Here is a 17,988-nt window from a genome sequence, read left to right on the forward strand (position 1 = left end):
GCCAGCCGGTAGCCTCCGGCTGTGACGAGCGACGACATCGCGGTGCTGGCCAACCCCCGGGCGGGGCGCGGCCGGCACCGCGGTCTGCTTCCCGGGGTCCTGGAGCGGCTGGGCGCCTCCGGCCGCAGCGTGCGGCTGCTCAGCGCGGACAGCGCCGAGGATGCCGAGAAGGCCTGCCACCGGGCCGTCGCCGAGGGCATCGGCGCGCTGGTCGCCGTCGGCGGGGACGGCACCGTGCACCGGGCCGTGCAGGCGGTGGCCGGCACCGAGGTCGGCTTCGGCGTGGTGCCCGCGGGCACCGGCAACGACTTCGCGGCCGGCACCGGCGTGCCCACCGATCCGATGGCCGCCGCGAGCGCCGTCGCGGAGGCGGTCCGCGACGGGCGCGGCACCCCGGTCGATCTCGCCCGGGTCACCACCGGGCAGGGCGACGTGCGCTGGTACGGGGCGGTGCTGGCGGCCGGCTTCGACGCCATCGTCAACGAACGGGCCAACCGGATGCGCTGGCCCCGCGGTCCGCGCCGCTACGACCTGGCCATCGTGCTGGAGATGGCCCGGCTGCGCCCGCGCCGCTACAGCCTCCGGCTCGACGGCGTCGACCGCAGCTTCACCGGGGTCCTGGTGGCGGTGGGCAACTGCCGCAGCTACGGCGGCGGCATGTTGATCTGTCCCGGCGCCGACCCCACCGACGGCCTGCTCGACGTGGTGGTCGCAGCGCCGCTGGGCCGCGGCGCCATGGCCCGGCTCAAGCCGCGCCTGCGCCGCGGCACGCACGTCACCGACCCGCGGGTGGGCAGCTACCGGGCCCGGGAGGTCCGGATCGGGGCGCCGGACATCATCGGGTACGCGGACGGGGAACGCGTCGCCGCCCTGCCGCTGGTGATCAGCTGCGAGCCGGGTGCGATCCGGTTGTTGCGGTGATCCCGGCATCAGCGGCCGCCGGCCCGGGCCGAACGGAGAGGTGAAGCCACAGATCATCGGGAGGCAGCATGTCGATCGGTTCGCTGAGCTCGGGCACCGTGTCCACCGCGACGCTGGGATCGGCCGACACGGCCGGGCAGGCCGCGAAGGCGCGCGAGGCCGAGACGCCGACGATCGCCGACCACGTGGCGGCGGCCGACGCGCAGGAGCCGATCCGCAGCGTCTCGACGACCCTCGGCACGTTGGTCGACACCTACCTCTGAGCGCTGCCGCCCTGCTGCCGGTCGCTGCCGCCGTGCCGGACTGCCTCAGGTGCGCTGGGACGGGCTGCCTCAGGCGCGCTGGGTGGCCTTGGGCGCGCAGGACGGGCTGCCGCCGGTCGACGGGTCGAGTCCGGCTGCGGTGTCAGACCGGGCAGCCGGCCAGGGCGAGGGTCGCCCCCAGGCCGTTCGTGCGGCCGGGCTCCGCCGCAGGGAGGACCAGAGCCGCGCAACCAGCCTGGACCGCTCCCGCGTCGGCCGGGCTGTCGCCCACCATCAGCGTCCGCTCCGGGTCCGCGCCGAGCATCCCGCAGGCCCGCAGGAAGATCGCCGGGTCCGGCTTGGTCCGGCCCACCTCGTACGACAGGGCGAACGCGTCGATCAGGTCCGCGAGGCCCCACGCCTCGAAGTGCGGGCGGATGTCGAAGCCGATGTTGCTGACCACCGCCACCTTGATGCCCGCGTCGTGCAGGGTGCGCAGGGTCGGTTCGGTGTCGGCGTACGGCAGCCAGCCCTCGGGGCCCATCCCGCGTTCGTAGAGGGCGTCGGCGAGGCCCTCCACGTCCGTGCTGACGGTGGCGGCCAGGCCGGTGTAGGCGGCACGGTGGCTGTGCTCGTACAGGTCGCGGTCGGCCCAGTGCTCGGCCAGGTGCAGCGGCACCCGGTAGGGCAGCGGCCCGCCGGCCCGCCCGGCCGTGACCAGGCGGTCGGCCAGGATCGTGGCCTTGCCCCGGTCCAGCTCCCGCCCGCAGGCCGCGGCCGCGGCGAGCACCCAGGCCACCGGCTCCTCGACCTGCGCGAGGGTGCCGTGGAAGTCGAAGAGCACCGCGTCGACCTGGCGGCGCGACGGGAAGGCAGTCGAATCGGCGGCATCCGGCACGCCGTGCACCATACCGAGCGGCTGCGACGCAACTGTCGGCAACCGCCCGGCGGGGCATGACCTTCGTTGTGTCACACGCAAGCATTAGCCTGGTGTTCATGACAAGCCCCGCCGGTGATGTGAGCCCCGCCGAACGGTATGCGGCTTCGAAGCGCCGGGCGGCCCGGGCCGCCGAGTTTCCGGCCCTCGACGATTTCATGCTCGACGTCGGCTTCGATCTCGACGACTTCCAGCGTCAGGCCTGCGAGGCGCTGGAGCGCGGCAGCGGCGTGCTGGTCTGCGCCCCGACCGGCGCGGGCAAGACGGTGGTCGGCGAGTTCGCCGTGCACCTCGCGCTGCGCTCGGACGGCTCCGGCCTGCGCCGCAAGTGCTTCTACACGACCCCGATCAAGGCCCTGTCCAACCAGAAGTACCACGACCTGGTGGAACGCTACGGCGCCGACCAGGTCGGGCTGCTCACCGGCGACAACGTGGTCAACGGCGACGCCCCGGTCATCGTCATGACCACCGAGGTCCTGCGCAACATGCTCTACTCGGGCTCGGCGAGCCTGCAGGGCCTGGCGTACGTGGTGATGGACGAGGTGCACTACCTCGCCGACCGGTTCCGCGGCGCGGTCTGGGAGGAGGTCATCATCCACCTCCCGTCCTCTGTGACGCTGGTCTCACTGTCCGCCACGGTCAGCAACTACGAGGAGTTCGCCGACTGGCTGGTGACCGTGCGCGGGCAGACCGAGGTCGTGGTCAGCGAGCACCGTCCCGTCCCGCTCTGGCAGCACATGTTGGTCGGCAAGCGGATGTTCGACCTGTTCCACGACGCCGACGCGGCCCGCAAGCACGACGTGCACCCCGAGCTGCTGCGCTACACCCGCGAGATGCTGCGCCGGCTCGAGCTCACCGACCGTACGGCCGGGCCGGGCTGGCAGGGCCGCGGCGGGCGGCCCCGGCGCTGGCAGCCGCCACCGCGCGCCGAGGTCGTCGACCGGCTCGACCGGGCCGACCTGCTGCCGGCCATCCTGTTCATCTTCAGCCGGGCCGGCTGCGACGCCGCCGTGCAGCAGTGCCTGTCCAGCGGCCTGCGGCTCACCGGCGCCGACGAGCGCGCCGAGATCCGCCGCATCGCCCAGGCCAAGGTGGCCAACATCCCCAGCGAGGACCTGTCCGTCCTCGGCTACTGGGAATGGCTCGACGGCCTCGAGCGAGGGGTCGCCGCCCACCACGCCGGCATGCTGCCCGCCTTCAAGGAGGCGGTCGAGGAGTGCTTCGTGCGCGGCCTGGTCAAGGCGGTCTTCGCCACCGAGACGCTGGCGCTGGGCATCAACATGCCGGCCCGTTGCGTGGTGCTGGAGCGGCTGGTCAAGTTCAACGGCGAGGCCCATGTCGACCTGACCCCGGGGGAGTACACCCAGCTCACCGGGCGCGCCGGCCGCCGTGGCATCGACGTCGAGGGTCACGCCGTGGTGCTGTGGAGCCCCGAGGTCGACCCGCGGCACGTCGCCGGCCTGGCCTCGACCCGCACCTACCCGCTGCGCTCCAGCTTCCGCCCGTCGTACAACATGGCCGTCAACCTGGTCGGCTCGGTCGGCGCGGACAAGGCTCGCGACCTGCTCGAGTCGTCGTTCGCCCAGTTCCAGGCGGACCGGTCGGTGGTCGGGCTGGCCCGGCAGGTGCAGCGCAACGTCGAGACCATGCAGACGTACGACAACGACGGCGCCTGCCACCACGGCGACTTCGACGAGTACTTCGCGCTCCGCGTCGCCATCGCGGACCGCGAACGCGCCCTCGCCCGTCAGGGCACCGCCCAGCGCCGTGCCGCCGCGGTGTCCTCGCTGGAGAAACTGCGTATCGGCGATGTCATCCGGGTGCCGCAGGGCCGCCGGGCCGGTCTTGCGGTGGTCCTGGAGCCACCCACCGGCGGCTTCGGCGAGCCCCGCCCGCTGGTGCTGACCCAGGACCGCTGGGCCGGCCGGGTCAGCCCGGCCGACTTCCCCGGCGCGGTCGACGTGCTCGAGCGCATCCGGGTGCCGAAGAACTTCAACCCGCGCTCACCCGGCGCCCGCCGTGACCTGGCCGCCACGGTCAGCGCGACCGGCCTCGACCGGCACGGCTCGGGCAACGGCCGGCGCGGCCGGGGCAAGGCGGCGCCCGGCGAGGACGCCGAGATCGCCCTGCTCAAGGTGCAGATGCGCCAGCACCCGTGCCACGCCTGCCCGGACCGTGAGGAGCACGCCCGCTTCGCCGAGCGCCGCCACCGCCTGTCCCGCGACACCGACGCGCTGCGGGACAAGGTGGCCGGGCGCACCGGCTCCCTGGCCCGCACGTTCGATCAGGTCTGCGCGGTGCTGGCCGGCCGCGGCTACCTGTCGGGCGACGGGGAGGTGACCGAGGCCGGCCGGATGCTGGGCCGGATCTGGACCGAGGCCGACCTGCTCGTCGCGGAGTGCCTGCGGCGCGGAGTCTGGGAGGGGCTGGCCCCGGAGGAGCTGGCGGCGGCGGTGTCCATGGTGCTGTTCGAGTCCCGCCGCGAGGGTGACGAACGCGCGTCGGTGCCCAAGGGCGCCACGACGGCGGCGGTGGACGCGTGCCACAAGCTGTGGGCCGAGATCGAGTCCGACGAGGCCGAGCACGGGCTGTCGCTGACCCGGGAGCCCGATCCGGGCTTCGTCTGGCCGATGTACCGGTGGGCTCGCGGGGAACCGCTGGCCCGGGTGCTGGCCAGCGGCAACAACTACGAGACCGACATGCCGGCCGGCGACTTCGTGCGCTGGGCGCGGCAGGTGCTGGATCTGCTGGCGCAGCTCAAGGACGCCTCGGCGGCGACGCCCGGGGTGCGGGAGACGGCGCGCAAGGCGATGACCGCGGTCAACAGGGGGGTGCTGGCCTACCAGACGGCCCTCTGAGCGGCTCCGGCGGTCAGCGCGGCCACGGTGGTGCGGGCCGGGAGGGGCAGGCCGGCCACGGTGGTGCGGGCCGGGGAGTGGCTGCCGCGCGGGTCTGGCACACTCTCCCGGCGTGGGCATGATCTTCGAAGGGCGGCGGCTGACATCTGACCAGGTCGCGGACCTCGCCGCCGATCCGTCGCTGACCGCCGGCCTCCTCGACCGCGAGGAGGACATCCTCGATCTCGACAAGGCCTGGCACGGCATCCACTTCCTGCTGACCGGCAGTGCCTGGGAGACCTCCCCGGGCGCCGGGGAGGCGGTGCTCGGCGGCGATCCGATCGGTGACGACCTGGGTTACGGCCCGGCTCGGCTTGTGCCGGCGGAATGGGTCCAGCTGGTCGCCGCCGCCCTGCGCGAGGTGACCGCCGACCACCTACAGGCCCGCTTCGACCCGGCTGCCCTGCTCGCGGAGGCGATCTACCCGCAGGTCTGGGACGACGATGACTTTGCGAATTACCTGCTGCCGAACTTCCTGAGCTTGCAGGCGTTCTATGTCGCCGCCGCGGAGGAGAAGCAGGCCGTCCTACTGGTCATCACCTGAGCCGGTGCTGTCGCGGATCACCAGGTGGTGCGCGGCCACGATGCGGCGGGCCGGGCGGTCCGGGGGACGGGTGCCGAGGCGGTCGGTGAGACAGTTCAGGGCCTCCCGGGCGATCGCTTCCTTGTCCGGGGAGATCGTGGTCAGCGACGGGGTCGCGTACCGGCCGTCCTCGACGTCGTCGAAGCCCGCCACCGCCAGGTCCCGCGGGATCCGCAGGCCGCGCGCCAGCGCGACCTGCATCGCGCCGAGCGCCAGCTGGTCGCTGAAGCAGAACACGGCATCCGCCCTCGGCCCGGCGTCGAGCAGCCGGCTCATCGCCGCCGCGCCGTCGGCCCGGTGCAGCCGGTCCACCGGGATCTCCAGCGCCGGATCGGCCGGCAGGCCGGCCTCGGCCAGCGCCTGCCGGTAGCCCTGCCGGCGGCGGGCCGCCGTGCCGTTCTCCAGGTGCGGCTGGAGCCCGACGGCGGCGATGCGGGTGCGACCGATGGCGATCAGGTGCCGGGTGATCTCGCGGGCCGCGGCCACGCTGTCGACCGCGACGTGGTCCAGCAGGCCGTCCGCGTCCTGCTCACCGAGCAGCACCACCGGTACGCCGCCAGAGCCGCGCCGCAGCTCCTGCGGGGACAGGGCCCACGGGCTCAGCACGAGACCGTCGATGACCTGGCCGCGTACGCCGTCGAGCAGCCGTCGTTCGCGGTCGGCGTCGCCGTCGGTCTGCTGGACCAGCAGCATCCACGAGCGTTGCTCGGCCTCGCGGACCAGCAGGCCGGCCAGTTCACCGAAGTACGGCGAGGCGATCTCCGGGATGGCCAGCGCCACCAGTCCGGACCGGCCGCCGCGCAGGTGCCGGGCGGCGGCGTTGGGACGGTACTGCAGCTCGTCGATGGCCTGCTGCACCCTGGCCCGGGTCTCCGGGGACACCTGGGCGAAGCCGCTGACCACGTTCGACACCGTACGGATCGACACCCCGGCGCGTTCCGCCACCTGCCGCAGGCTCGCCGTCATGATCGACCTCCCATGGTGCAAACCCTACCGGCCACCACTTGCCACGTTGCATGCAACGTTGCAAAGTGAGGGGCATGACTGACACCGACGCCGGCGTGCGAGCTCGCGACGCCATCTACGACCAGGGGATCACCGCTTGTCCGGGCGCCTTCAGCGTCGCCTGGGCCGACACCATGCGGGAGGACATCGAGAAGGCGTTCGCCGAGGCCCGGTCCCGCCCGGACGGCGCGGTCGGCCGCGGCCCGCACCGCTACTACGTCGAGATCCACCCCGAGCAGCTGCGCGGCTTCGTCGACCTGGTGACCCACCCGTGGGTCACCGCAGTGTGCGAGGCGGTGCTGGGTCCGGAGTACGAGATCGTCGAGCTCGGCTTCGACGTCCCGCTGGCCGGCGCGGTCAACCAGCCGTGGCACCGGGACTTCCCGATGCCCGAGGCCACCCGCAAGGAACGGCGGCTCAACTCGCTGGCGTTCAACCTCACCGGTGTCGACACCACCGAGGAGATGGGGCCGTTCGAGATCGCCCCGGGCACCCAGTTCGACGACGAGCCGGAGTTCGGCCACGGCATGTTCCCGCCGAAGTCCTTCTACCCCCGGTACGAGGAGCGCGCCGTCCGCAAGTATCCGAAGCGTGGTGACATCTCGGCCCGCTCGGCCCTGACCATCCACCGGGGCACCCGCAACTACTCCGACATGTCGCGGCCGGTGCTGGTCCTGGGCGTGGACGCGCCGGACGCCGGCAACGGTGAACGGCACGACACCGCCGTCACCCGCGCGTACTGGGAGGCCCTGCCGGAGCAGGTCAAGGCCCACCTGCACTGCCCGGTCGTGGAGACGCTCACCCCGATCACGCAGAAGCACACCATCGAGGGGCTCGTCATGGGGGAGGCCTGAGAAACGACTCGGCCGGGCACAGCGGCCCGGCCGAGCTCATCGGTTTCTCAGATGCCGAGGCGGCGTGCTCCCGCGGCGGCTTTGACGATGACCGGCACCAGGAGGGTCGGGTCGAGGCGGGTACGCAGAGCCGGCACCCAGCCCGCGTCCGGTGCGAAGTCCGGGTCGTAGGCCGCGTTGTACGCCGCCACCAGGTCCACCGCTCGCGGCGCCTGACTGCCCACCTGCACCAGGGTGCCCTTCGCGGTGATCTTCGTGCCCTTCCAGTACTTGATCAGGTCGCCGTCACCGACGTCGGCGCTGCGCAGGAAGTAGTTGTTCTCCGCGTAGATGCTCGACTCGAAGCCCACGCCCAGCGAGTAGCTGTAGTCCTCGGCCGTGGCCACGTACAGGTTGTTGTAGATGTCCACCTGGCCGAAGCGGACCCGCGGCGCGCGCTGCACCACGTTGCCGAAGCGGTTGTGGTGCACCGTGACGCGCAGCTTGCCCACGTCCACGCCGGGGGTGTCCGTCGAGCCGATCAGCATCGTCTTGTCGTGGTCGTAGTAGTTGTTGTACGAGACGGTGACCAGATCCGAGCCGCGGATGATGTCGCTGGCCCCGTCGTGCACCTGGTACGGCCGGTCGAAGTACAGCGGCTGGGCAGCGTCGTGGTTGTTGCCGTCGCTGAAGGTGTTGTGGTCCACCCACACGTTGGTCGCGCCGGTCAGCGACACCAGGTCGTAGAGCGAGTTCCAGTTGCCCGTGGAGCCGTCGGTGGGGTCCCAGGCCGGGAAGCAGTCGGCGGCGTCGGTGAACTCGATGTTGCGCACGATCACGTTGTGCACGTTCTGCAGCACCATGCTGCCGTGGTCGATGCGGGCGCCGTTGATGCCGATGACGGTCGTGTCGGACGGCACGATGATCTTGATCTGGTCGCCCTGCCGCTTGGCCGAGCGGACCCGGGCCTCCTCCAGCGGTCCGGTGGGCTTGGTCGACCGGCCCCAGACCGCCGGGTCGTACGCCTGCAGGAAGGCCTCCAGGCTGTACGCCGGGTCGGCATAGTCCGCACAGGTCAGCGGCTTGTTGCCGGCGTCGACGCTCATGCTGAAGCGGCCGTCGACGAGGACCAGCCGCGGGGCGGCCTCACCGCTCAGCGCCGCGACGAGCTCGGCGCGGTTGTGCACGACGAAGGTGTGGGCGGCGTCGGCGGCCGAACCACCGGTGGTGCCGGTACCGGCGGCGGCCCAGCCGTCGTCGGCGGCGAGGGGTTGCCGGGCCAGCCGCAGCGCCGCGGCCGACGGACCCGAGGGGGTGTCGGCGGCTTCGGCGGGCAGGATCGGGCTGAAACCGATGGCCGTGACCAGGGCGGCCGCGGCAAGGGCTCTTCCGCGCATGGTGCGCTCCAGGTAATCGATGCTCGAGGTGGGGAAGGGCAGCGCAGGTGAGAGTGGGAAAGCGCTTACCCCGAGCAACGGTTACACGCGTGTTTCGACGAGTCAATGCCCGTGAACGTGCAGGAAGTTTGCAGTCCCCTCAGGGCCAGACGGTGGCGTGCGCGGCGAAGAGCTCCGGGTCACTGTGGACCGGCACGACGCAGAGGAGATGCCCGCCGGGCGCCCGCATGATGTGGCAGTCCAGCCAGCGGTTGATCTCCACCGCCCCGAGCGCCGTCAGCCGGGCCGCCTCCGCCTCGTGGTCGTCGGTCTCGATGTCCACGTGGTAGCGCGGCGCATCGTCGACCGCCTGCACGCCCATGGTCAGCGCGGGCAACGCCCCGCGCAGCATGATGAACTGCTCCTCGTGCGGCTCGGGCACCGCCGGGACGCCCAGCGCGGCTGACCAGAAAGCCGCGGCGGCGGGCGCCTCCCGCGTCGGGGTATCGACGAACAGGCCGTAGAGGCGGCTGCGATGCATGGGGGCCAGGCTAGCAACGCGGTACCGTGCCAAGCGTGCAGCTCGAGGCGGAGCAGTTCCGGGTGGAGCTGACCGGGTACGCGTACCGGATGCTCGGCGCGGCCGCGGAGGCCGAGGACGCCGTGCAGGAGACGCTGCTGCGGGCCTGGCAGCATGCCGGCCGTTTCGACCCCGGTCGGGGCACCTTGCGCACCTGGCTGTACGGCATCGCCACCAACGTCTGCCTCGACATGCTGCGCAGCGCCCAGCGACGAGCCCGCGCCGTTGATCTGGGGCCGGCCACGGAACCGGGCGCCGTGCTGCCGCGGGAAGCCTGGGTCCGGCCGATCGCTGACGAGCGGGTGCTGCCCGCCGACGATCCGGCCGAGCATGCGGTGCGGCGGGAGTCCGTACGACTGGCCTTCATCGCGGCGCTGCAACGGCTCTCACCGCGGCAGCGCGCGGTGCTGATCCTGCGCGACGTGCTGAGCTGGCCGGCCCGGGAGGTGGCCGATCTGCTCGACACGTCGGTGCCGTCGGTGACCAGCTCACTGCAGCGGGCCCGGGCCACTGTGCGCCGGGCCGGGACGGTCGCGCCGTTGGAGCCGGATGCCGCGGCGCTGCTGGAACGCTACTGCCGGGCGTTCGAGCGTTACGACGTGGCGGCGATGGTGGCGCTGCTGCACGAGGACGCGACGATGACCATGCCGCCGTTGCTCTGGTGGTTGCGCGGGCGCGAGCAGATCCGGCAGGTGCTGCTGCACGGCGACGGATCGTGCCGGGACGCCCGGATGGTGCCGGTCGCGGCCAACGGCACGACCGCGTACTGGCAGCAGCGGCCGACCGGGCCGGGCGGGGCGTACGAGCCGTTCGCCCTCATGGTCTTCGAGACCCGGGGCGGCCTGATCACCGAGATCACCACGTTCCTCGACGAGCCGCCCGCGCAGTGGGGGCAGGATGGGACGCGTGCAGAGTGATTCCGAACTGGCCCGGACAGCCGCCCTCGCCGGCGCGGCAGTCGCCCTGAAGTACTTCGCCGAGCTCGCCGGCCTGCCGCGCGAGCTCAAGGCCGACGGCAGCGTGGTCACCGAGGCGGACCGGGCCACCGAGGCCGCGATCCGCGCCGTGCTGGCCGAGGCCCGGCCGCACGACGCCATCCTGGGCGAGGAGGGCGGCGAGACCGGCGCGGGGGCCCGGCGCTGGATCATCGACCCGATCGACGGGACGGCCCAGTTCGTCGCGGGCGACGACCGGTGGCTGGTGCTGGTCGCCCTGGAGGAGGCCGGCGAGATCGTCGCCGCGGTGGCCGCGGTCCCCGCGCAGGACCGGGTCTGGTGGGCGCGCCGCGGCGGCGGCGCCTACGAGACGAACCTCGACGGTACGGCGGACAAGCGCATCCACGTCACCGACCGCCGCACCCCGCTGAGCGCCGCCCGGCTCGGGGTCATCCCGGTCGCGCCCAACCTCTACCCCTCCGACCTGGCCATCTCCGCGCCGCTGACCGCCGTGGCGCCGGCGGTGGAGTGGGCTGTGCACGCCGCTCTGCTCGTCGCCGGGGGCTCCTTCGACCTGGCCCTGCAGACCCGCGGCGAGGTGTGGGACTTCGCCGCCACCTCGTTGATCGTCACCGAGGCCGGCGGCTGTTACGGCGGGGTGGACGGCATCCGGGGCCCGCGTGCCGGTGTCTCCCTCTTCGCCGCGAACCGGTCCCTGTGGCAAGCCGCGGCCGAGGTGCTCCGGCCGGCCTGACCCGCGCTACGGGGAGGTGCTGGAGTTCAGCGCGAAGACCATCGCCACGGCCGCACCGATGGACAGCACGACGCTGATGATGCCCAGGACGCGGCCGATCAGCGCGGGCCCGACGCCGTGCGCGCCGCGCCCGCGGGTGCTCATGACGATGGCGGCGATGCCGAAGATCCAGCCCAGCAGGCAGAACGACAGCGGTACGCCGACGACGCCGAGGATCAGGGCGGTCCGCCCGGCGTTGCGGTTCGGCGGGGTCGGCGGCGCGGCGTTGCGCGGGTCCCACTGCAGCCGGGGCGGCAGATCCTGCACCTGGGCCATGAGATCGGAGGCGTACGTGGCCGTGCTGACGGAGACCACCCGGCCGTCGTACTGCTCGGTGGTCAGCAGACCCTCGCCGAGGGCCTGACTCAGCTGATCGATCACCTGGGTGCGGTGCACGGTGCCGATGCGCTCGTCCTTCATCGGTGGCGAACGTATCGCGCGCCGGGCACCCCGCGCGGCGAAACCGGCACAGTCGTCCCGGCCGGGCTCAGCCCGCCGGGGCGTGCAGGGTGATGGTCGTCCAGGCGCCGACGTGGACCCGGTCGCCGTGGCCGACGCTGCGGGTCTGCCCGGCCGTCAGCGGCTTCGGCTCGTCGTTGAGGTAGGTGCCGTTGGTCGAGCCGAGGTCGGAGACCAGCCAGACGCCGTCCACGCTCAGGGTCAGCAGGGCATGGCTGTGCGAGACGCCCGGGTCGGCGTCGGCCAGGTCGATCTCCGGGTCCGTGCCCTTCGACGTGCTTTTGCGGCCGATCCGCACCTGCGGGGCGGGCAGCGTCACCGTGCGCTCGGCGGGCTGCTCCGGGAAGTCGACACCCTCGATGGCGTTGGCCGCGAAGTACTCCCGGTCGGCGAACACGGTCGCCGTCCACTGTGCCGCCGCCGGCCCGGCCGCCGGGGGCTGGACCAGCGCGGGCACCTTGCCGGTGCTGTGGTCGAAGCCGCAGTCCTCGCAGAAGCGGCCCGCCCCGGCCCGGGGCGTGCCGCAGTTCGGGCAGGGCTCCCCGCTCGGGAAGGCCGGCGGGGCGGCCGGCGCGACGCCCGGGGTGAACGCCGTCGTGCCGCCGATCTTCGCGCCGCAGGTGTCGCAGAAGTCGTCCGTCGTGGACGCGTGGCCCTTGGGACAGGCGTACGTCGTCATGACGACCGTCCCACCCGCACGGTCTTGGTCGAGCGGGTGTCCAGGGCCATCTCGTCGGCCGCCTCGACCTTGCGGCGCAGCCGGACCGTGCCGGTCGCCGCGTCCTCGATGTCGACGACCGTGGCCAGCAGCTCCTCGGTCGCCTTGTTGCCGCTCTCGTGGGCGAGCTGCGCGGCCCGGCCGAACTTCAGCGTCGCCGTGCGGTCGTCACCGGCCTTGCGCGCCTCGATGCCGGCCTGGATCGCGTCGGCCAGCTCGGCCTGCCCCGTGTAGTGCGCCACCTGGCGGTTGATCCGGGTGGACAGCGCCGAGTCCTCGGTCCAGACCGCGCGCACCAGGGTCTGCGCCAGCACGGTCTCGCCCTCCACCACGGACACCCGGGCCGCGAGCATCTCGTCACCGGCCGCGCCCGGGGTCACGTCGACACAGATGTGGTAGTCGCGGCTCTCCGAGCCCCACGAGCCCAGCGGATAGCGCCCGGCCCGGGGACCGTCCTCGACCCGCTTGCCGGTCAGGTCGGCCACCTGCGGCTCGACCTGCTTGACGAAACGGACCGTCGCGTTCACCGGGGTCCAGACCTTGAGCTGGACGTCGGCGCTGGTCTTGCCCATCGCCGCGGTCATCATCTGCTCGAACGCGGCCGCCAGGTCCTGCGGGCGGGCGACGATGTCGACCGTACCGAGCATCGCGGTGGCGATCTTGCGCAGCTCGGAGACCGTCCAGTTGGTCCCGACGCCGCGGCAGTCGCAGGTGAAGGTGCCGCCGAGCTCCTGCAGCACGCCCTCGAGGTAGCCCTTGTACTCGCCGTTCTCGCCGTCGGTCAGCAGGATGGCGTGGGTGATGTCGCCCGGGCGCTGGGCGAAGAGCTGGCCGGCCAGTTTGAGCCAGGCGCCCATGGCCGTACCGCCGTTGGCCTGGAGCCGGTCGATCGCGCCGACCGCCTGGGCCCGCGTCTCACCGGTGGCCACCGCGAGCTGGCCGGGCGCCGGGAAGAGCTGCTGGGCGGTGCTCACGCCGGCGATGATGGCGAAGCGCACCCCGTCGTCGATGCAGTTGACCGCGGCCTTGGCGGCCTGGCGGGCGGCGACCATCCGGCCCTCGGCCTGCATCGAGCCGGAGCAGTCGACGATGATGATCTCGGTGGCGCCGGCCGTCCGCCGTCCGCCCTCCGCGCCGGACGAGGCGACGGTGACGATCGCGTTGACTTCGGTCGCGCCCAGGGCGAGGAACTCGTTCTGGAACGCCTCGGCGGTGTACGGCACGGGCTCTCCCTTAGCTGTCGAGGGTGTTGAGGGGGACGAGGGCGACGGTGATGTTGTCCGAGCCGCCCGCCGCGTTGGCGAAGTCGACGAGGGCGCGGCCGGCCTCCAGCAGACCCGCCGAGTCGCGCAGCGCGGCCCGGACGGTGTCGGCGAAGGCGGCCGGCTCGGTCAGGTAGTTCCACAGGCCGTCGCTGCAGAGCACGAGGTGGCCCGGGGTCTCGGCGAAGAAGGCGCCGGTGCGCGGGCGGATCGGGCCCGCGTCCGCGCCCAGCCAGGCGGTGATGGCGTGGGCCTTGGGATCGTTCCAGGCGGACTGCGGGTCGACGCCGAGCGAGATGGCGTGGGTGGCCCACGAGTCGTCCTCGGTGAGCTGCACGGCGTCGCCCTCGACGGGCACCCAGTAGCCGCGGCTGTCGCCGACCCAGCCGTACCCGATCTCGGTGCCGCGCACGCAGGCCACGACGATCGTGCAGGCCGGGTTGGACGTGGCCCGGCGCGGATCGCCGGCCGCAGCCAGCGCGGCGACCGCGGTCCCGGCGGCGAGGATCGCCTCGGCGATGCTCTCCGGCAGCTCGGCCCCGGCGGTGAGCAGGGCCTTGCCGGTCACCTCGGCGGCGGTCCCCGAGGCGACGTCCGGGTCGAACGATGCCGACACCCCGTCGCAGACCACCACGTCGACGTCGGCGCCGCGGGTGGCCAGCCACATCGCGTCCTCGTTGCGGTGGTGCCGCAGACCCCGGTCGGTGACCGCGGCGGCGACCGGTCCGGCGTCGGCCTCGACGTGGTCGCGGGGCCGGGCCGCGAGCAGACCGCAGTTACCGCAGTAGCCGTCGTCACCGACCACTCCGGCCGCGCCGCAGGACGGGCAGTCCTTGCCGATCGCCTGGCCGGCGCCGGTGGCCAGCGGCTTGCCGCAGCTCTCGCAGAAGGCGGCCCCGGCGGCGCGCTCGTCCCCGCACGACGGGCAGTCCGGTCGCGAGCTCACGCGATGCCCTGCCGCGGCCGGGGGGATTCGGTGCAGTCGGTCATGCCCCACCTCACGTGCGGGTCCTCGGCCGGGCCGCGTTGGCCAGGTCCACCAGCCGGATCTTCTCCGGCCCGTGGGCGGCCCGGGCCATCTCCCGGTACGCGCCCTCCAGCGCGAAGCGTACGTCCCGCTCCCCGGCGTGCGTGGCCCCGGGCGTGCCCAGCACCGCGCCCGGCACCGGCGTGCCGCCGGAGAGAGTGCTCAGCGCCCGTTCGAGCAGCTCGGCGCGGAGCGCGGCGAGCTGCGCGGCCTCCATCTCCAGCCGGTCGATCAGGGCGGCCGCGGCCGCGAGGGCGGCCACGTCGGCCGCCGCCGCCGGATGCGAGCGGACCAGCGCGCGCACGGCGCCGACCTGGGAGCTGCGGTACGCCGCCGACGTCCCCGGCACCCGGTTGTACGCCTCCACAGCCCCGTCCCGGTCCCCGGTGGCGAGCCGGCACCGGGCCAGCCCCGCCGCCGCGGTCGTGTACGCCGGGTCGGTGCGGCTCACCACGTCGTAGTACGCCGCCGCGTCGGCCGGGCGCCCCACCAGCTCCAGCGTCAGGCCCAGCGCCAGCTTGGGCGCGAGCTCGCCGGGCAGCGCCGAGTAGACCGCGTCGAACTGCTCCTGGGCCCGGGGGAGGTCGCCGGAGGCCAGCGCCAGGACCCCGTCGTACCAGGCGAGCCGCCAGTCCCCGCCGGCGTTCGCCGCGATCGTGTCGCGCATCCGGGCCGCGTCGGCGAAGGCGTCCCGGCCGTTGCCGGCTGCACCCAGGTCGATCAGCGCGCGCAGGGCCCGCAGCTGCACCTCGAGGGTGTTCTCCGGGGCCTTGCCGAGCAGCATGAGGACCTCCTGCGGCTCGGTGACGGTCACCGAGGCGAGGAAGGCGGCGGCCGGGTCGGTCAGGTCGATCATCGGCGCGGGCAGGAACCGCCAGTTCGGCTCGTCGCTGCGGGGATCGGTGCGCAGCTCGCCGGTGAACAGCCGGGAGGTGGCCGGGCGGGGGTCGCCGTCGGCCGCGAGCACCTCGCGCAGCACGCCCAGCATCTGCTCGGTCATCTCGCCGGCGTCGACGAACCGCTCGGCCGGGTCGGTGCGGGTGGCCCGCTGCAGCAGCCGGTAGAAGGACTCGTGGCGCTGGTAGACCTCGAACTCGCCGCGGTCGGGCAGGCTGTCCTTGAAGGTGCTCTGGTAGCCGCGGAAGTCGGTGGTGAGCACGGCCAGGGTGCGCCCGATGGTGTAGAGGTCGGACTGGATCGACGGGCCGGCCGTGGCCATCTCCGGCGCCTGGTAGCCGAGGGTGCCGTACAGCGCGGCGTCCTGGTCGTCGATGTGCACGACGCCGCCGAGGTCGATGAGCTTGACCTGGTCGCCGGTCTGGATGACGTTGTCCGGCTTGAAATCGCAGAAGATCAGGCCCCGGTCGTGCAGGTAGCCGAAGGCCGGCATGATCTCCAGGACGTAGGCCAGCGCCTGGTCCACCGGCAGCGGGTCCGGCTGGTTGTTGTTGGCCGTCCGGCGGTCCTTGAGGATGCCCTTGAGCGACTCCCCGCCGACGTACTCCATGACGATGTAGCCGGCGCCCTCGTGCTCCACGAAGTTGTAGATCTTGACGATGTTCGGGTGCTCGACCTCGGCCAGGAAGCGCTGCTCGGCCACCGCCGCCGCGAGCGCGTCCTCGTCGCCGGAGTTGAGCAGACCCTTGAGCACCACCCAGCGGTCCGAGACGCGCTTGTCGTTGGCCAGGTAGATCCAGCCCAGCCCGCCGTGGGCCAGCGCGCCGATCACCTCGTACTGGCCGCCGACCAGGTCACCCTGACCGAGCTTGGGGGTGAAGTTGAACGCCTCGCCGCAGGACGGGCAGAAACCGGCGGTGCGCCCGGGCCGGTCACCGCGGGCCCGGCCGACCGGGTTGCCGCACTTGGCGCAGTACCGCTTGTCCTCGGGCACCTCGGCCACGGCCATGATCGCCGTGGCCGGATCGCGCTCGGGCAGCGGCGCCACGTCGACCAGGCCGCCGCCGAAGCGCCGGCGCCGGGATCCGGTGCGGGCGCTGCCGGTGCGGGCCGAGCCACCGGTACGGGTGGAGAGCGCAGCCGTGCGTACGGACGGCGCGGTGGCCGTGCGCGGCTTGGGCGGCGCCGCACCATTGCTCTGCGGCGGCTTCGGTCCGCTGGACGCCGGTGACCCGGCCGATGCCGCGGTGCTGCCCTTGACCGGGGCCATGCCGCAGGTGTCGCAGTAGCCGTCCTGGATGGTGCCGGGACAGTCGCGCTGGCATTTCACAGAAGGCCGTCCCTCGCAGTCGTCGTGGTGAGCCGGGCCACCGCATCTTGATAGGCGTTCACCGCGGCCCGGGCGGCGTCGACATCGCAGGGCGCGGTGTAGAGCGCGTCGCGGGCCCGTTCGGCCAGTGGCGCGAGCGCCGGATCCTCGGACAGCCCGCGCCGGCCGGCCTTCGCCTGGTACGCGTCCAGCCGCCCGCGCAGCTCGTTGCGGGCCGCCAGCATCCCGGCGTTACGGGCGGCGGCGTCGCGCAGGGCGGCGATCCGTTCCCGGGCCCGGCGGCTCCAGTCGGCCAGCCGCGGACTGAGCAGCGCCCAGTGCCCGGCGGCGGCGAGGGCGTCCAGAGCCGCCAGATCAGGCCGCAGGTCCGGCCCGGACACGACGGCGATGGCGCTGTCGGCGAACCGGCCGGCGGCGTTCTGCTCGGCCACCGCCGCGGCCCGGGCCGCTTCCGCGAGCTGGTCGAGCAGGCCGTGCGCGTCGGCCAGGCGCTGGTTGAGCGCCTCGCGCAGCTCGCCGGCCGAGGTGCGTTCGGCATCAGCGCGGTCCAGCAGCGTGCGTACGGCGGCCAGGGCCTGCCCGTCGCAGCCCAGCGGGTCCGAGGCGAGCGCGGAGGTGAAGTCGCCGAGCAGCCGGTCGGCCTCGTCCAGGGTGGCCGAGCGGGTCAGGCCGCGCAGGTGGGCCAGCGACGAGGCGACCGAGGCGGCCTCGGGCATCAGCCGGTGCCACACGTCCCCGGCCCGGACGGCCACGTCGACCGCGGTCTTGAAGGCGGCCTCCATCGCGGCCAGCAGCTCGGCCGGGGTGCAGGTGGTGCTGACCTGGCCGGCCCCGAGCAGGCCGCGCTGGGCCAGCGGCACCGTCGTGGTGGACAGGGTGATCGAGCGGCCGAGGACCTGGTGCACGTACGCGGTCTTCTCGGTGTCGGTGAACCGCCGCTGGTTACGGGCCGACCGGGCCGAGGTGATGAGCGCGGTCAGCATGCCGTAGCCGTCCCACAGCTGGGTCAGCGCGGCGGTCGCGTCGGCCCAGGCGGCGGCTGTCCGGCCGGTCAGCGGTCCCTTGTCGAGATCCTTGCGGGCCGTGTTGTCGTCGAGGTCCACCAGGTTCGCCGCGACGGCCGCCGCGGCCGCCTCCAGGCGCAGCAGCTCGCTGTCGGCCCGGCCGAGCAGGTCCTGGGTGGGTGCGGTCAC

General features: G+C 73.4%; 17 protein-coding genes. 7 read left to right on the forward strand and 10 right to left on the reverse strand.

Annotation, left to right across the window (positions count from 1 at the left end; translation table 11 throughout):
- Positions 1 to 21: 21 nt before the first annotated feature.
- On the forward strand, positions 22 to 921 hold the full coding sequence (locus tag ACWEOZ_RS18380) for a diacylglycerol kinase family protein (RefSeq protein WP_451911875.1): 900 nt from the start codon (positions 22 to 24) through the stop codon (positions 919 to 921).
- Between the two features lie 68 nt (positions 922 to 989).
- Positions 990 to 1,184, forward strand: coding sequence for a hypothetical protein (locus ACWEOZ_RS18385; protein WP_451911876.1), 195 nt, complete (start codon positions 990 to 992; stop codon positions 1,182 to 1,184).
- 142 nt (positions 1,185 to 1,326) lie between these two features.
- On the opposite strand, the gene ACWEOZ_RS18390 is transcribed toward ACWEOZ_RS18385, so the two are convergent.
- Positions 1,327 to 2,073: an HAD family hydrolase gene (locus ACWEOZ_RS18390; protein ID WP_451911877.1), complete on the reverse strand. Its 747-nt coding sequence runs from the start codon at positions 2,071 to 2,073 to the stop codon at positions 1,327 to 1,329.
- 86 nt (positions 2,074 to 2,159) lie between these two features.
- On the opposite strand from ACWEOZ_RS18390, the gene ACWEOZ_RS18395 reads away from it, so the two are divergent.
- Together ACWEOZ_RS18395 and ACWEOZ_RS18400 are read left to right on the forward strand one after the other, a co-directional pair.
- The gene (locus tag ACWEOZ_RS18395; protein WP_451911878.1) at positions 2,160 to 4,958 is read left to right on the forward strand and encodes a DEAD/DEAH box helicase; all 2,799 of its coding nucleotides are present in this window, start codon (positions 2,160 to 2,162) and stop codon (positions 4,956 to 4,958) included.
- 118 nt (positions 4,959 to 5,076) lie between these two features.
- Positions 5,077 to 5,541, forward strand: a complete 465-nt coding sequence (locus ACWEOZ_RS18400) for a YfbM family protein (protein ID WP_451911962.1) — start codon at positions 5,077 to 5,079, stop codon at positions 5,539 to 5,541.
- On the opposite strand, the gene ACWEOZ_RS18405 is transcribed toward ACWEOZ_RS18400, so the two are convergent.
- Entirely contained in the window at positions 5,524 to 6,546 is a 1,023-nt protein-coding gene (locus tag ACWEOZ_RS18405; protein WP_451911879.1) for a LacI family DNA-binding transcriptional regulator, read from the reverse strand. The genes ACWEOZ_RS18400 and ACWEOZ_RS18405 overlap by 18 nt on opposite strands.
- A gap of 74 nt (positions 6,547 to 6,620) precedes the next feature.
- Here ACWEOZ_RS18405 and ACWEOZ_RS18410 point away from each other — a divergent pair, with 74 nt between their 5' ends.
- Complete coding sequence (locus ACWEOZ_RS18410) at positions 6,621 to 7,439, forward strand: phytanoyl-CoA dioxygenase family protein (protein WP_451911880.1); 819 nt, start codon at positions 6,621 to 6,623, stop codon at positions 7,437 to 7,439.
- A 47-nt stretch (positions 7,440 to 7,486) separates the two neighbouring features.
- Here the strand turns inward: ACWEOZ_RS18410 and ACWEOZ_RS18415 are convergent, their stop codons facing one another.
- Together ACWEOZ_RS18415 and ACWEOZ_RS18420 are read right to left on the reverse strand one after the other, a co-directional pair.
- Positions 7,487 to 8,815 carry a pectate lyase family protein gene (locus tag ACWEOZ_RS18415; protein WP_451911881.1) on the reverse strand — a complete coding sequence of 443 codons (1,329 nt, stop codon included), beginning with the start codon at positions 8,813 to 8,815 and terminating at the stop codon, positions 7,487 to 7,489.
- Between the two features lie 139 nt (positions 8,816 to 8,954).
- Positions 8,955 to 9,335, reverse strand: coding sequence for a VOC family protein (locus ACWEOZ_RS18420; protein WP_451911882.1), 381 nt, complete (start codon positions 9,333 to 9,335; stop codon positions 8,955 to 8,957).
- A 35-nt stretch (positions 9,336 to 9,370) separates the two neighbouring features.
- On the opposite strand from ACWEOZ_RS18420, the gene ACWEOZ_RS18425 reads away from it, so the two are divergent.
- Together ACWEOZ_RS18425 and ACWEOZ_RS18430 are read left to right on the forward strand one after the other, a co-directional pair.
- Entirely contained in the window at positions 9,371 to 10,291 is a 921-nt protein-coding gene (locus ACWEOZ_RS18425) for an RNA polymerase subunit sigma-70 (protein WP_451911883.1), read from the forward strand.
- Positions 10,272 to 11,063, forward strand: a complete 792-nt coding sequence (locus ACWEOZ_RS18430) for an inositol monophosphatase family protein (protein WP_451911884.1) — start codon at positions 10,272 to 10,274, stop codon at positions 11,061 to 11,063. The genes ACWEOZ_RS18425 and ACWEOZ_RS18430 overlap by 20 nt, the downstream gene beginning before the upstream one ends.
- A 6-nt stretch (positions 11,064 to 11,069) precedes the next feature.
- On the opposite strand, the gene ACWEOZ_RS18435 is transcribed toward ACWEOZ_RS18430, so the two are convergent.
- The 6 genes from ACWEOZ_RS18435 to ACWEOZ_RS18460 form a co-directional block, all read right to left on the reverse strand.
- On the reverse strand, positions 11,070 to 11,522 hold the full coding sequence (locus tag ACWEOZ_RS18435; RefSeq protein ID WP_451911885.1) for a DUF1707 domain-containing protein: 453 nt from the start codon (positions 11,520 to 11,522) through the stop codon (positions 11,070 to 11,072).
- A 67-nt stretch (positions 11,523 to 11,589) separates the two neighbouring features.
- Positions 11,590 to 12,240 carry an FHA domain-containing protein gene (locus ACWEOZ_RS18440; protein WP_451911886.1) on the reverse strand — a complete coding sequence of 217 codons (651 nt, stop codon included), beginning with the start codon at positions 12,238 to 12,240 and terminating at the stop codon, positions 11,590 to 11,592.
- Entirely contained in the window at positions 12,237 to 13,502 is a 1,266-nt protein-coding gene (locus tag ACWEOZ_RS18445; protein WP_451911887.1) for a VWA domain-containing protein, read from the reverse strand. The genes ACWEOZ_RS18440 and ACWEOZ_RS18445 overlap by 4 nt, the downstream gene beginning before the upstream one ends.
- 10 nt (positions 13,503 to 13,512) lie before the next feature.
- The gene (locus tag ACWEOZ_RS18450; protein WP_451911888.1) at positions 13,513 to 14,487 is read right to left on the reverse strand and encodes a PP2C family serine/threonine-protein phosphatase; all 975 of its coding nucleotides are present in this window, start codon (positions 14,485 to 14,487) and stop codon (positions 13,513 to 13,515) included.
- Between the two features lie 52 nt (positions 14,488 to 14,539).
- Positions 14,540 to 16,795, reverse strand: a complete 2,256-nt coding sequence (locus ACWEOZ_RS18455; RefSeq protein WP_451911889.1) for a tetratricopeptide repeat protein — start codon at positions 16,793 to 16,795, stop codon at positions 14,540 to 14,542.
- Entirely contained in the window at positions 16,792 to 17,988 is a 1,197-nt protein-coding gene (locus ACWEOZ_RS18460) for a hypothetical protein (protein ID WP_451911890.1), read from the reverse strand. Before ACWEOZ_RS18460 ends, ACWEOZ_RS18455 begins: the two co-directional genes overlap by 4 nt.

The organism is Actinoplanes sp. NPDC004185 (assembly GCF_053603475.1).